The 12,536-nt window shown below is 70.3% G+C and carries 10 protein-coding genes and 1 pseudogene; 5 read left to right on the top strand and 6 right to left on the bottom strand.

Annotated elements, in window-relative coordinates; translation table 11 throughout:
* Window positions 1-6: 6 nt before the first annotated feature.
* Both ABZ948_RS33760 and ABZ948_RS33755 read left to right on the top strand, forming a co-directional pair.
* Complete coding sequence (locus ABZ948_RS33760; protein ID WP_031118097.1) at window positions 7-372, top strand: PH domain-containing protein; 366 nt, start codon at window positions 7-9, stop codon at window positions 370-372.
* 86 nt (window positions 373-458) lie between these two features.
* On the top strand, window positions 459-1,373 hold the full coding sequence (locus tag ABZ948_RS33755) for an RpnC/YadD family protein (protein ID WP_359766063.1): 915 nt from the start codon (window positions 459-461) through the stop codon (window positions 1,371-1,373).
* Window positions 1,374-1,439: 66 nt separating this feature from the next.
* On the opposite strand, the gene ABZ948_RS33750 is transcribed toward ABZ948_RS33755, so the two are convergent.
* Together ABZ948_RS33750 and aspS are read right to left on the bottom strand one after the other, a co-directional pair.
* The gene (locus ABZ948_RS33750) at window positions 1,440-2,795 is read right to left on the bottom strand and encodes an MFS transporter (protein ID WP_359766061.1); all 1,356 of its coding nucleotides are present in this window, start codon (window positions 2,793-2,795) and stop codon (window positions 1,440-1,442) included.
* Between the two features lie 185 nt (window positions 2,796-2,980).
* Complete coding sequence (gene aspS, locus ABZ948_RS33745; protein ID WP_359766059.1) at window positions 2,981-4,744, bottom strand: aspartate--tRNA ligase; 1,764 nt, start codon at window positions 4,742-4,744, stop codon at window positions 2,981-2,983.
* 168 nt (window positions 4,745-4,912) lie between these two features.
* Between aspS and ABZ948_RS33740 the strand changes: the two genes are divergently transcribed.
* Window positions 4,913-7,051, top strand: a complete 2,139-nt coding sequence (locus ABZ948_RS33740) for an ATP-binding SpoIIE family protein phosphatase (RefSeq protein ID WP_359766057.1) — start codon at window positions 4,913-4,915, stop codon at window positions 7,049-7,051.
* Here the strand turns inward: ABZ948_RS33740 and ABZ948_RS33735 are convergent.
* From ABZ948_RS33735 to ABZ948_RS33725, 3 genes are all read right to left on the bottom strand, one after another.
* Window positions 7,006-8,100, bottom strand: a complete 1,095-nt coding sequence (locus ABZ948_RS33735; RefSeq protein ID WP_359766055.1) for an AI-2E family transporter — start codon at window positions 8,098-8,100, stop codon at window positions 7,006-7,008. The two genes, ABZ948_RS33740 and ABZ948_RS33735, sit on opposite strands and share 46 nt — an antisense overlap.
* Before the next feature lie 65 nt (window positions 8,101-8,165).
* Window positions 8,166-9,143 (bottom strand): pirin family protein, encoded by a 978-nt coding sequence (locus tag ABZ948_RS33730; protein ID WP_359766053.1) that lies wholly within the window; start codon window positions 9,141-9,143, stop codon window positions 8,166-8,168.
* A 159-nt stretch (window positions 9,144-9,302) separates the two neighbouring features.
* Window positions 9,303-10,802 carry an MFS transporter gene (locus ABZ948_RS33725; RefSeq protein ID WP_359766051.1) on the bottom strand — a complete coding sequence of 500 codons (1,500 nt, stop codon included), beginning with the start codon at window positions 10,800-10,802 and terminating at the stop codon, window positions 9,303-9,305.
* A gap of 139 nt (window positions 10,803-10,941) precedes the next feature.
* On the opposite strand from ABZ948_RS33725, the gene ABZ948_RS33720 reads away from it, so the two are divergent.
* Window positions 10,942-11,679, top strand: coding sequence for a TetR/AcrR family transcriptional regulator C-terminal domain-containing protein (locus tag ABZ948_RS33720; protein WP_359766049.1), 738 nt, complete (start codon window positions 10,942-10,944; stop codon window positions 11,677-11,679).
* Between the two features lie 42 nt (window positions 11,680-11,721).
* On the opposite strand, the gene ABZ948_RS33715 is transcribed toward ABZ948_RS33720, so the two are convergent.
* Entirely contained in the window at window positions 11,722-12,189 is a 468-nt protein-coding gene (locus tag ABZ948_RS33715) for an SseB family protein (protein ID WP_031118109.1), read from the bottom strand.
* Between the two features lie 132 nt (window positions 12,190-12,321).
* Between ABZ948_RS33715 and ABZ948_RS33710 the strand changes: the two are divergent.
* Window positions 12,322-12,536 (top strand): annotated as a pseudogene (locus ABZ948_RS33710) (intradiol ring-cleavage dioxygenase); the annotation flags it as partial.

Genomic DNA, 12,536 nt, shown 5'->3' with positions numbered 1-12,536 from the left:
ACATCCATGGCACTGTTCGGCAACGCCCACACCGTAGACCCGGCCTCGGCCCAGCAGGACTACGCCCGCCTCCTCGGCCACGGCGAGCAGGTCCACGCCGCGTTCCTGCTGATCCGCGACACCATCCTCTTCACCGACCGCCGCCTGATCCTGATCGACAAGCAGGGCATCACCGGCAAGAAGGTCGAGTACCACTCAGTCCCGTACCGCAGCATCACCCACTTCGCGGTGGAGACGGCCGGCACGTTCGACCTCGACGCCGAACTGAAGATCTGGATCTCCGGCACCCCCACGCCCCTCCAGAAGACCTTCACCAAGGGCGTGGACATCTACGAGGTCCAGGCAATCCTGACCCAGTTCGTCGCCAGGTAGCCCCTGAACGTTCCTCCCAACCTCGAAAGGGTGAACCGACCCGGTGTGCTGCATATGCCAGGGCGTGATCGACCTAGCTTGCACACATGGTCACATCAACCCATGAGACCTCCCACCGGATCTTCCAGGACCATCCGGAGGTTCTCACCCCCGTCTTCGAGGCATTGGGCTTGTCCCCGCCCGCGAAGGCGACCATCGAAGCCCTCACACCCGACGCCACGGAGATCAAGCCGCTGGAGCGCCGGGTGGACACGGTGCTCAAGGTCGAGCCGTCCGAGGGAGACGGCTTTCTCATCGCCATCGAGGCGCAGACCGCCAGAGCCCCTGGCAAGGGATTCAGCTGGTCCTACTACGTGGCGTACCTGCGCGCGAAGTACGGCATGCCCGTGCTGCTCGTCGCGGTCTGCAAGAACCGGCCGACCGCGTCCTGGGCGGCGGGCCCCTTCGAGTGCCGCGTCGGCACGTGGACGACACAGAGCACCCGGCCCTTCGTGCTGGACCCGGACAACGTTCCTGAGATCACGGACGAGTCCGTCGTGGCCCGGCAACCGGCCTTGGCCACCTTCTCGGCCATCGTCCATAGCGAAAGCGCAAACGCCGCCACCATACTGAGCATGCTGGCCCGCGGCATGCGGTCGTTCGACAAGGCAACAGCGAAGTACTGGTGCGAATGGCTTGAGGTCGGGCTGGAGGACACTCCGGTCCGGGAGACATGGAGAGAGCTGGAGAAGATGGTCGCCACATACTTCCCGGGCAGGGGAACCCTCTTCGAGGAGACGTACCTGGAGGGCAAGGCGGAAGGCAAAGCCGAGGGCAAAGCCGAGGGCAAAGCCGAGGGCAAGGCCGAGTCCATCCTGAGCGTGCTGGACAAGCGCGGGATCCCCGCCTCCCAGGAAACCCGCGACCGCATCACCTCCTGCACCGACCTCGACACTCTCACCACGTGGTTCGACCGCTCCCTGACAGCCGGCACCGCGGAGGAGTTGTTCGCCGAGGAGTGACCGGGCCCGGATGACATGTCAGGGCCCGCCCCACCGAGGAGCGGGCCCCGCGTCCGTCGGGTCGGGTCAGCGCGCCTCCCCCGCGACCGGCTTCCCCGCCACCGCCGTCGTGCCGGCGGCGGAACCGCCCTGCGTCCCTCGCTTCGTGTGCCGCACGAACGCCACCCCGACGACCGCCAGCACGGACGCCGCCGAGAGGGTGTACAGCCCTCCGTTCGTGCTTCCCGTCGTGTCCTGGAGGTAGCCGAACAGGGTCGGCGAGACGAAACCGCCCAGGTTTCCGATGGAGTTGACCAGCGCCAGCCCGGGCGCCGCGATCTTCAGGTCGAGTCCCGACTGGGCCATCGGCCAGAACAGCGTGGCCGCGCACTTGCCGCCGACCGCCGCGAGCGTGAGGGCGACGAGGCCGAACCAGGGCGACCCGAGCGTGGCCAGGAAGGTGCCGGTCGCGGAGAGGACCAAGGCGATCGCGAGGTAAGGACGCCGGTCGGGGGCCCGGTCCGTGAAGTGGCTCATCGTGTACATCGCGATCACCGCGCAGATCCACGGGATCGCGGACAGCAGGCCGATCTGGAAGGGGGACAGCCCGCCGATCTCCTCCACCAGGCTGGGCAGCCAGAACGTGATCGCGTAGCCGGTGAGCGCCATCGCGAAGAAGACCGCGGTCAGCACCGCCACCTGCGGGTGCAGGATCAGCTTCCAGCGCGACACCGACGGCGCCCGGTCGCGCGCCTCCTTGTCCCGGGCCACCGCCTCGCTCAGCGCGTCCTTCTCCTCCCGCGTGAGCCACTTGGCGTCCTGGATCCGGGAGACGAGGAAGAACCCGGCGATGAAGCCGACCAGGATGGAGAAGGCTCCCTCCAGGGCGAACATCCACCGCCAGCCGGCGATGCCGCCCGCGCCGTGCAGCTCCAGCAGCGCGCCCGTGATCGGGCCCGTCACGATGTACGCCGTCGCCGATCCGCCCAGGAAGATCGCGCTCGCGCGGCCCCGGCTGGAGTCCGGCAGCCACTGGGTGAAGTACAGCAGCACCCCGGGGAAGAACCCGGCCTCCGCGACGCCGAGCAGGAAGCGCAGGGCGTAGAACATCCACACGTTGTGGATGAAGCACATCGCCACGATCACCGCACCCCAGGTGATCATGATCCGGGTCAGCCAGATCCGCGCGCCGAACCGCTCCAGCCACATGTTGCTGGGCACCTCGAACAGCGCGTATCCGATGAAGAACAGGCCCGCGCCGAGGCCGTAGGCGGTGGCGCTCACCCCGACGTCGGCGCGCAGCTCGTCCTGGACGAAGCCCACGTTCGTCCGGTCCATCTGGTTGACCAGCAGCATCAGGACCAGGATCGGCAGCATGCGGCGCAGGAATTTGCCCACCGCACGCTGCTCGGCCTCGGGTATGGCTGTCGCGGTGTCTGACATCGTTGTCTCCCTTGTTGTACACGTACATGAACAGCAATCACGTACGCGTTGTCCAAGGGACCTTATGGAGGCCTGCATTCCGGGTCAACGGGTCGGGCAGAAGTCCATGTATGTGAACAACAAGAGCCTGGGTATGGAAGTGGCCCGGAACCGACGGCGGTTCCGGGCCACTCTCACATCCGTGCCTACTTCGGCTGCGGCTTGCGCACCGACAGGTGCAGCTCCTTCAGCCGCGCCTCCTCCAGCTCCGTCGGCGCGCCCATCATCAGGTCCTGGGCGTTGCCGTTGAGCGGGAAGGCGATGGTTTCGCGGATGTTCGGCTCGTCGGCGAGCAGCATCACGATGCGGTCGACGCCGGGGGCGATGCCGCCGTGCGGCGGGGCGCCGAAGCGGAACGCGCGCAGCATGCCGGCGAACTTCTCCTCGACCGTGTCGCGGTCGTAGCCGGCGATCTCGAAGGCCTTGAGCATGATCTCCGGCTCGTGGTTCCGGATCGCGCCGGAGGACAGCTCGACGCCGTTGCAGACGATGTCGTACTGCCAGCCCAGGATGTCCAGCGGGTCCTGGGTCTCCAGGGCCTCCAGGCCGCCCTGCGGCATCGAGAAGGGGTTGTGCGAGAAGTCGATCGCGCCGGTCTCCTCGTCCTTCTCGTACATCGGGAAGTCGACGATCCAGCAGAACCGGAAGACGCCCTCCTCGAAGTGCCCGGCGCGCTTGGCCGCCTCGACCCGGACCGCTCCCATGATCTTGGAGACCTCGTCGAACTCGCCCGCGCCGAAGAAGACCGCGTGGCCGGCCGCGAGCGACAGGCGCTTGGTCAGCTCGGTGACGTTCTCCTCGGTGAGGAACTTCGCGATCGGGCCGGACAGCGAACCGTCCTCGCCGACGCGGACCCAGGCCAGGCCCTTGGCGCCCTGGGAGACGGCGTAGTCGCCGAGCTGGTCGAAGAACTTGCGCGGCTGGGCGGAGACGTCCGGCACCGGCAGGGCACGCACGTGCTTGCCGGCGAAGGCCTTGAACTCCGAGCCCTCGAAGATGTCGGTGATGTCGACGAGTTCGAGCTTGGCGCGCAGGTCGGGCTTGTCGGAGCCGTACTTCAGCATCGCCTCGCGGAACGGGATCCGCGGGAACGGCGAGGTGACGTGGCGGCCGTTGCCGAACTCCTCGAACAGCTCGGTCATCAGCTTCTCGACGGGCTGGAAGACGTCCTCCTGCTCGACGAAGCTCATCTCGATGTCGAGCTGGTAGAACTCGCCCGGCGAGCGGTCGGCACGCGCGTCCTCGTCGCGGAAGCAGGGCGCGATCTGGAAGTAGCGGTCGAAGCCGGAGATCATCAGCAGCTGCTTGAACTGCTGGGGCGCCTGGGGAAGGGCGTAGAACTTGCCCGGGTTCAGGCGGGAGGGGACGACGAAGTCGCGGGCGCCCTCGGGGGAGGTCGCGGACAGGATCGGCGTCGCCATCTCGTTGAAGCCGAGGGCGACCATCTTCGAGCGGATCGAGGCGATCACCGAAGACCGCAGCATGATGTTCTTGTGCATGCGCTCGCGGCGCAGGTCCAGGAAGCGGTACTCCAGGCGCCGCTCCTCGTTGACCCCGTCCTCCGTGTTGATGGTGAAGGGCAGCGGGGCGGCCGCGCCGAGGAGTTCGACCTCGCCGACCTCGACCTCGACCTCACCGGTCGGCAGCTCGGGGTTGATGTTCTCGGCGCCCCGGGAGACGACCTTGCCGTCGACGCGGACGGTCGACTCCTTGGAGAGCTTGTCGAGGGCCTCGTAGGCGGGTGTGCCGGGACGGGCCACGAGCTGCGTGATGCCGTAGTGGTCGCGCAGATCGATGAAGAGGATGCCGCCCAGGTCGCGCCGATTGTGCAGCCAGCCACTCAGCCGGACGTCGGTGCCGACGTCAGAGGAGCGGAGCTCGCCGCAGGTGTGGGACCTGTACCGATGCATCGTCGTTCATCCAGTCTTCGCTGATCGGGGTCTGTGTTCCACGTGAAACACAGACCCCAGCGTACCGGCCGGGCGAAGATCGGCTCTCCCGAGTTCTCCATGGTTACCGATCGAGCACGCTTCCGCTTTCGGTGGCAGTGTTCGAGCGCGTCTTCTTAAAGTAGGGCAATGCGCACTGGCGAGCCTTTGCCCGCCGTGGGGGAGGCCCTCGCCGCCCTCGCGACCGGCCTGTGGCACTGGGACACCGCCACCGGGCTGGTCACGGTCGACGCCGAGGCGGCACGGTTGCTCGGGCTGCCCGCCGAACAGGTCAGCCTCACCGAGGCCCAGGCCCGGGCCCGGCTGCACCCGGTCGACTGGAACGAGATCACCGGCGTGATCCAGCTCGCCGTCTCCGAGGGCACCCTCGCCGAGGTGCGGATCCGGATCATGGACGAGCAGGGCCGGGTCGTCCGGGTGGTCCGCAGCCGCTCCAAGCCGTCCTTCGACCGGGCCCGCAAGGCGTATCGGCTGATCGGCACCCTCCAGGAGGTCACGGAGCCGGCGCCGGGCACCCCTGCCGGGCGCAGCGCGGTCACCGGTGACTGGCGGCGCTCGCGGGAGGCGTTCCTGCTGGACGCGGGCCGGGCCCTGGCGGAGGCGCGCTCCACGCAGGAGGTCCTGCGGGTCACGGCCAACCTGTCGATGCCGGGGTTCTCGCCGGACGGTCTCGCGGTGTTCGGCGTGGAGGGCGACCGGCTGACGATCATCGGCCACCACGGGCAGCAGCAGGGCGACGAGAACCCCTTCTCGGACATGCCGCTGGACACGGACTACCCGGCGGCCGAGGTGGCCCGGACCGGCCGGGCCGTGTATCTGTCCTCCGCCGAGCAGTACAAGGCCCGCTACCCGCTGACCTGGCCGCTCGCCGAGCGGTTCGGCCGCAGGTCCTGGGCGTTCCTGCCGCTGACCGTGGCCGGTCGCACGATGGGCGCCTGGATGGCGGCCTTCACCTACCCGGTCGCGTTCACACCGGACGAGCGGTCCGTGCTGGCGACGGTGGCGCGGATGCTGGCCCAGGCCCTGACCCGGGCGGGCGTGGCCGAGAGCGAGCGCGCCCTGACCGACGGGCTCCAGCGCACGATGCTGCCGAGGCTCGGCCCGCAGCGCATCCCGGGCATGAGCGTCGCCGCCCGCTATGTCCCCACCGGCGGCGGACTCCAGGTCGGCGGCGACTGGTACGACGTGATCCCGCTGCCCAGCGGACGGTTCGCCCTGGTCATCGGGGACGTCCAGGGTCATGACGTACGGGCGGCGGGGCTGATGGGCCAGCTGCGGATCGCCCTGCGGGCCTACGCCTCGGAAGGGCACCGCCCGGACGCGGTGCTGTCCCGCGCCTCGCGCTTCCTGCACGGCATCAGCGACGAGGACCCGGCCGACCCGCGCTTCGCGACCTGTGTCTACGTCGAGGTCGACCCGGCCACGGGGGTGCTGGACATCGCCCGCGCCGGGCACCCGGACCCGGCGATCCGAATGGCCGACGGCACGGTGCTGACGCGGCCGACGTCCGGGGGGCTGCCGCTGGGCATCGACCCGGACGCCGACTACCCGACGACCCGGCTCGCCCTGGAGCCGGGCGAGACCATGCTGATCTGCACGGACGGCCTGATCGAGACCGGCGGTCACGACCTGGAGACCGGCTGGCGGCGGCTGCGCGCGATCCTGGAGGAGCACAAGGGCGATCTGGAGGAGCTCGCCGACGGCCTGGTGCAGGCCGTGCACGGGCCGTCCTCGCACCACACCACCGGCCCGCTGGCCGACCGCCGCGAGGACGACATCGCCATGCTGCTGCTGAGCCGGGACGGCGAGGGCTGCGGCTGCGGCGGGTCCGTGACCGTGCGCCCTCCGGTGCGGCGCTCGGTGCTGACGGTCGCGCAGGCCGAGCCCGAGCGGGTCGCGGTCTCCCGGCAGCAGCTGCGCGAGCTGCTGCACGACTGGGCCTCGCCGGACCAGGTCGACTCGGCGGTGCTGCTGCTGTCCGAGCTGCTGACCAACGTCCTCGTGCACACCGACTCGGACGCGCTGCTCGTCGCCGAGATCACCGGTGAGGTGGGCGACCGGCGGCTGCGGATCGAGGTCACCGACGCGGGCGACGACCTGCCGCACAAGCGCAGACCCGGGGAACTGGCGTCCTCCGGCCGCGGCCTGGTGCTGATCGAACTGCTCGCGCACGCCTGGGGGGTGGATCCGCGGGGCGAGGGCAAGAGCATCTGGTTCGAGCTCTACGAGTCGGTGAACGGCTCGGCCGAGGGCTCCTGGTCGCCGTAGCGGATGCGCAGTTCCTGGACGACCCCGAAGGCGGCCGCCGTGAGGGGCACGGCGAGCAGCATGCCGAGCACGCCGGCGACCGACGCGCCGGCCGTGATCGTCACCATCACGACCGCCGGGTGCATCTGCACGGTCCGGCTCTGGATCGCCGGCTGGAGCACGTGCCCTTCCAGGACCTGCACCGCGAGCACCACCCCGAGCACCCACAGCGCGATGACGAACCCCCGGTCGGCGAGCGCGACCAGCACGGCCACGGCTCCCGAGACGAAGGCGCCGAGGTAGGGGATGTACGCCCCGACGAAGACCAGCGCCCCCAGCCCGGCCGCCCCGGGCACGTCGAGGACGAGCAGTCCGACCGTGATGCAGAGGGCGTCGATGAGGGCGATGAGGGTGGTGCCGCGCATGAACCCCTCGACGGCGTGGAACGCCCGCCGCGCCATGGCCTCCAGGGTGTCGGCGGAGCCGCGCGGGGACAGGGCCCGCAGCGTCCCGGCGGCCCGGTCGGAGTCGCGCAGGAAGAAGAAGACGAGCAGCAGTGCGAGCACGGCCATGGCGAGGGACTCGCCGACCACGCTGACCCCGCTGATCACGCCGGAGGCGGCGGTGCCGCCGAACCTGCCCAGCAGCTCCCGGGCGTTGGAGGCGAGGTCGTCCAGCGACGTCCCCGCGGCCCCGAAGTGGTCGGAGACGCCGCGCGCGGCCTCCTTGAGGGAGGCGACGATCTCGTCACCGGTGTCGATGAGCGCGGCGACCACGATGTAGACGGCCCCGCCGACCACGGCGACGACGGCGACACAGGTGAGCCCGGCCGCGACCGACCGGTGCACCCCGGCCCGCACGAGCCTCCGGTGCAGCGGCCGGAGCAGCGCCGTCCCGAGCAGCGCGAGCAGCACGGGCACGACGGCGGTGCGGAACTCGTCGCACAGCCGGATGCCGACGTAGACGACTCCGGAGACGAGCAGGAGGAGCACGCACCAGGCGGCGAGGCGCCGGAGGGGGTCCGGCAGGAGGGGCCCGGGGCCGGGGAGGGGCGGCTTGGAGACCTGCACGCCTCCACCCGAACACGCCCCGGGCGGGCCGTCCCGTCGGAACGGCCCGCCCGGGTGAGGGGGCGTCAGCCCTGGGGGCCGCCCGCCGTCATGCCGTGCACCGCCGGGACCGTGCCCAGGCGGCCCTTCTGGAAGTCCTCGAAGGCCTGCATGAGTTCTTCCTTGGTGTTCATCACGAACGGGCCGTAGTGGGCCATCGGCTCACGGATCGGCTGTCCGCCGAGCAGGACGACCTCCAGGTCCGGCGTGTGGGAGTCCTGCTTCTCGTCCGCGCGGACGGTCAGCGAGGAACCGGCGCCGAAGACGGCGGTCTGGCCCGTGTGGACCGGGCGCCGCTCGGTGCCGACGCCGCCGCGCCCGGCCAGCACGTACGCGAGGCCGTTGAAGTCCTCGCGCCACGGCAGGGTCAGCTCCGCGCCCGGCGCCAGCGTCGCGTGGATCATCGTGATCGGCGTGTGCGTGATGCCGGGGCCCTGGTGCCCGTCCAGCTCACCGGCGATGACGCGGAGCAGCGCGCCGCCGTCGGGGGTGGTGAGCAGCTGGACCGAGCCGCCGCGGATGTCCTGGTAGCGCGGGGCCATCATCTTGTCCTTGGCCGGGAGGTTCACCCACAGCTGGAGGCCGTGGAAGAGACCGCCGGACATGACGAGATGCTCCGGTGGTGCCTCGATGTGCAGCAGGCCCGAGCCCGCGGTCATCCACTGGGTGTCCCCGTTGGTGATGGTGCCGCCACCGCCGTTGGAGTCCTGGTGGTCGAAGATGCCGTCGATGATGTACGTGACGGTCTCGAAGCCGCGGTGCGGGTGCCAGGGGGTGCCCTTGGGCTCGCCCGGCGCGTACTCCACCTCGCCCATCTGGTCCATCATGATGAACGGGTCGAGGTGGCGGTAGTTGATCCCCGCGAAGGCCCGGCGCACCGGGAAGCCCTCGCCCTCGAAGCCGCTCGGAGCGGTCGTGACGGCCAGCACGGGCCGGGCCACGGCGTCGGCCGGCGCGGTCACGCGGGGCAGCGTCAACGGGTTCTCGACGGTCACAGCAGGCATGTCGGTTCCTCCTCGTGTACGCCCAGTTTAGTTGAGCGTTGAACTTTCCGCCACCCCAAACAGAGAAAACCGGGAGGGCATTCCCAGCGGACACGGCAGGCAACCCTGGAACGGAAGAAAGGCCGGCACCCGAGGGGTGCCGGCCTTCGTCCGCCCTGGTCAGGCGACCAGTTCGCGCTCCTCGCGGTCCTCCCCGGCGGGCTCCGCCTTGCGGTCCCGCATCACCAGCGCGGCGACGACGGCCGCGACCAGGACACCGATCGCGCTGATCGTGAAGGTCGTCGACATCGAGGCGGTGAAGGCCTCCCGGGCCGCCCGGACCAGGCCCGAGTCGCCGCCCGCGACGGCCAGGGCCCCACCGATGGACTCCCTGGCCTGCTCGGGAGCGCCGGCCGGCATCTCGTCCGCGTAGCCGCCGGAGAGCAGGGAGCCGAGGATCGCGATGCCGAGGGCGGTGCCGGACTGCTGGATGGTGTCGTTGAGGGCGGAGCCGACGCCCGCCTTCTCCTCCGGGATGGTGCCCATCAGCGCGGCCACCGCGGCCGGCATGGCCAGACCGGCACCGAGACCCAGGATCCCCAGCGCCACGGCCGGGACGGTGAACCCGCTGTCGGCGGTGAGCGTGGTCAGCAACCCGAAGGAGACGGCCATCAGCAGCATCCCGCCGAGGATGACGAACCGGTTGCCGGCCTTGACGGCGAGCTGCGCCCCGGCCGCGTTGCCGGCCAGCGCGGCCACGGCCAGCGGCAGGAAGGCCAGGCCCGCCTTGACCGCGGACCAGCCGAGCACGAACTGGAGGTACTGGGTCAGGACCAGCAGCAGGCCGGCGTTGCCGATCTGGACGAGGGCCAGGGAGAGCGAACCGCCGCTGAAGTTGCGGTGCCGGAACAGGACCAGCGGGACCATCGGCGCGGAGGTGACGTTCTCCCAGACCACGAAGCCGGCCAGGGCGACCACCGCGACGGCCAGGACCACCAGGGAACGGCCCTCGAAGGCGCCGTGCTGCGGGATCTCGATGATCCACCACACCAGGGCCGTCATCCCGACCGCCGAGAGCACCGCGCCCAGCGGGTCCGGCTTCTGCCACGGCGCCTTCGACTCCGGCATCAGCAGCACACCGGCCAGCAGCGCCAGGGCGACGATCGGGACGTTGATCAGGAAGATCGCCTGCCAGGCGAAGTGGTCGATCAGCACGCCGCCCAGCACCGGGCTGCCGACCAGCCCCAGCATCGACACCGAGCCCCACGCCGCCATCGCCTTCGGCCGCTCGTCCTCGTCGAAGACGGTGATCAGGATCGACAGCGTCGACGGCATGATCAGCGCCCCGCCGACCCCCATCGCGATCCGCACCGTGATCAGCTCACCCGGGCTGGAGCAGAACACCGCCCCCAGCGAGGCCGCCCCGAACAGCAGGAGGCCGATCAGCATCACCCGCCGGCGCCCGAACCGGTCCCCCAGGCTTCCCGAGGTCAGCAGCAGCCCGGCGAAGACCAGGGTGTAGGAGTCGAGGATCCACTGCATGTCCTGGGCGCTCGCCCCGATGTCCTCGGTCAGCGCGGGCACCGCGACCGTCAGCGCCATGTTGTCGACCACCAGCACCAGCGTGCTCAGGCACAGCACGACCAGGATCCACCAGCGGCGTGGATTGCGAGCGTCCATTCCCTCTTCCCCTCCTGCGAACACCGTTCCTGCCTTGCGAACACTGTACGCATGGCGGAACGGTGTGCGCAACCCTTGAGTTCTGTACGCTGATTGCGCACGCTGTTCGCACGCCGAGGGTCATGCAGAAGGAGCGCCCATGAGCAGGAGCAGGACGACGGACAAGAACCCGATCCCGTCCGTCTGGACCCGGGAACAGCGCCGGACCGACCAGCCCGCGCTCAGCCGGGACGCGATCGTCCGCGAGGCGATCGCCATGCTCGACGCGGACGGCATCGAGGCGCTCAGCATGCGCAAGCTCGGCGCCCGCCTGAACGCCGGCGCGACGTCGCTGTACCGGCACGTGGCCACGAAGGACGAGCTGATGGAGCTGGCGGTGGACGAGGTCGCCGCGGAGATCCACGTCCCGCCGGCCGACAGCCCGGACTGGCGGGCCGCGGTGACCGAGGCGGCCGGGTCCTTCCGTACGACGGCCCTACGGCACCCCTGGCTGACCCTGGTCCTCGGCCAGGCCGGGCTCGCCTACCTCGGGCCCAACTACATGAGCTTCTCCGAGCGCCTCGCGGCCCTGTTCACCGCCGCCGGATTCCCCGAGCCGAGCCGCGCGATCGACGCCGTCTTCTCGTACGTCATCGGCATGAGCACGACCGAGGCCGCCTGGCTCACCACCGTGGCGCGCTCCGGTGAGTCGGAGGCGGAGTTCGTGGCCCGGCTGCTGCCCACGGCCCAGCAGGTCTCGGCCGGCTACGACCACCTGGCGGCCGCGGGACCCGAGACCAGCGCGCAGGCCGCCGACCCCGCGAAGCTGCGCGACGACAAGTTCGCCTACGGCCTGGAGGTCGTCCTGGACGGCCTGGCGCTGCGCCTGCCGAAGTGAAGGGGGCCGGCGCTGCGCCGGCCGAAGTAAAGGGGGCTGGGCTCAGCCGCCATACATCCGGCGCATCGCGAACTCGACCATCTGCTCCACGGCCTTCGCGTCGAACACCATCCGGTGCTCCCCCTCCATGTCGAGGACGAAGCCGTAGCCCGTGGGCAGCAGGTCCAGCACCTCGGCGCCGGTGATCACGAAGTACTTGGACTCCTTGCCCGCGTACCGGCGCAGCTCCTTGAGCGTGGTGAACATCGGGATCACCGGCTGCTGGGTGTTGTGCAGGGCGAGGAAGCCGGGGTTGTCGCCGCGCGGACAGTAGACCTTCGACGTCGCGAAGACCTGCTGGAAGTCCTCGGCGGCCATCTGCCCGGTCGTGAACGCGCGCACCGCGTCCGCGAGCGAGGGCGGGGACGGCTCGGGGTACAGCGGCGGCTGCTGCCCGTACCCGCCGGACATCGGCTGCTGCGGAGGGGCGTACTGCGCTTGCGGGCCCGCTGTCTGGTCGTAGCCGTACATGAGCGCAAGCGTACCGAGAGCGGCCGGTCGGGCGGTGCGGTACGGCGGTGACGGCGAACCGACAGTGACTCGACAGCGACCTGACAGCCGCGGCTATGGATCGGCACAGCCGCGGCTCATAGCGTCGCAGTCATGAGCGAACGCCACGACGAGGGCCCCCACGAGCACGACAGAGGCCTCTCCTACGACCTTCCCGTCCTCGCCCGCCGCCGGATGATCCGGCTGATGGCCGGAGCGAGCCTGATACCGCTGGTGGGCTGCACGTCCCAGGAGGAGGCCCCGGCGTCCTCCGCGTCCCCGGCGTCCTCCGCGGGCTCCTCGTCGTCCTCGTCCGCCGCGTGCGCGGA

It is taken from the genome of Streptomyces olindensis (assembly GCF_040645895.1).
Taxonomy (GTDB): Bacteria; Actinomycetota; Actinomycetes; order Streptomycetales; family Streptomycetaceae; genus Streptomyces; species Streptomyces olindensis.
The sequence above is the reverse complement of the archived record's forward strand: the minus strand, read 5'-3'. Positions and strand labels throughout refer to the sequence as shown.

What these genes read in the sequence shown, in the direction of transcription:
- ABZ948_RS33725 (WP_359766051.1), bottom strand. Translation starts at nt 10,802, where the DNA reads ATGGACGCTCGCAATCCACGCCGCTGGTGGATCCTGGTCGTGCTGTGC.
- ABZ948_RS33750 (WP_359766061.1), bottom strand. Translation starts at nt 2,795, where the DNA reads ATGTCAGACACCGCGACAGCCATACCCGAGGCCGAGCAGCGTGCGGTG.
- ABZ948_RS33715 (WP_031118109.1), bottom strand. Translation starts at nt 12,189, where the DNA reads ATGTACGGCTACGACCAGACAGCGGGCCCGCAAGCGCAGTACGCCCCT.
- aspS (WP_359766059.1), bottom strand. Translation starts at nt 4,744, where the DNA reads ATGCATCGGTACAGGTCCCACACCTGCGGCGAGCTCCGCTCCTCTGAC.
- ABZ948_RS33720 (WP_359766049.1), top strand. Translation starts at nt 10,942, where the DNA reads ATGAGCAGGAGCAGGACGACGGACAAGAACCCGATCCCGTCCGTCTGG.
- ABZ948_RS33755 (WP_359766063.1), top strand. Translation starts at nt 459, where the DNA reads ATGGTCACATCAACCCATGAGACCTCCCACCGGATCTTCCAGGACCAT.
- ABZ948_RS33740 (WP_359766057.1), top strand. Translation starts at nt 4,913, where the DNA reads ATGCGCACTGGCGAGCCTTTGCCCGCCGTGGGGGAGGCCCTCGCCGCC.
- ABZ948_RS33760 (WP_031118097.1), top strand. Translation starts at nt 7, where the DNA reads ATGGCACTGTTCGGCAACGCCCACACCGTAGACCCGGCCTCGGCCCAG.
- ABZ948_RS33730 (WP_359766053.1), bottom strand. Translation starts at nt 9,143, where the DNA reads ATGCCTGCTGTGACCGTCGAGAACCCGTTGACGCTGCCCCGCGTGACC.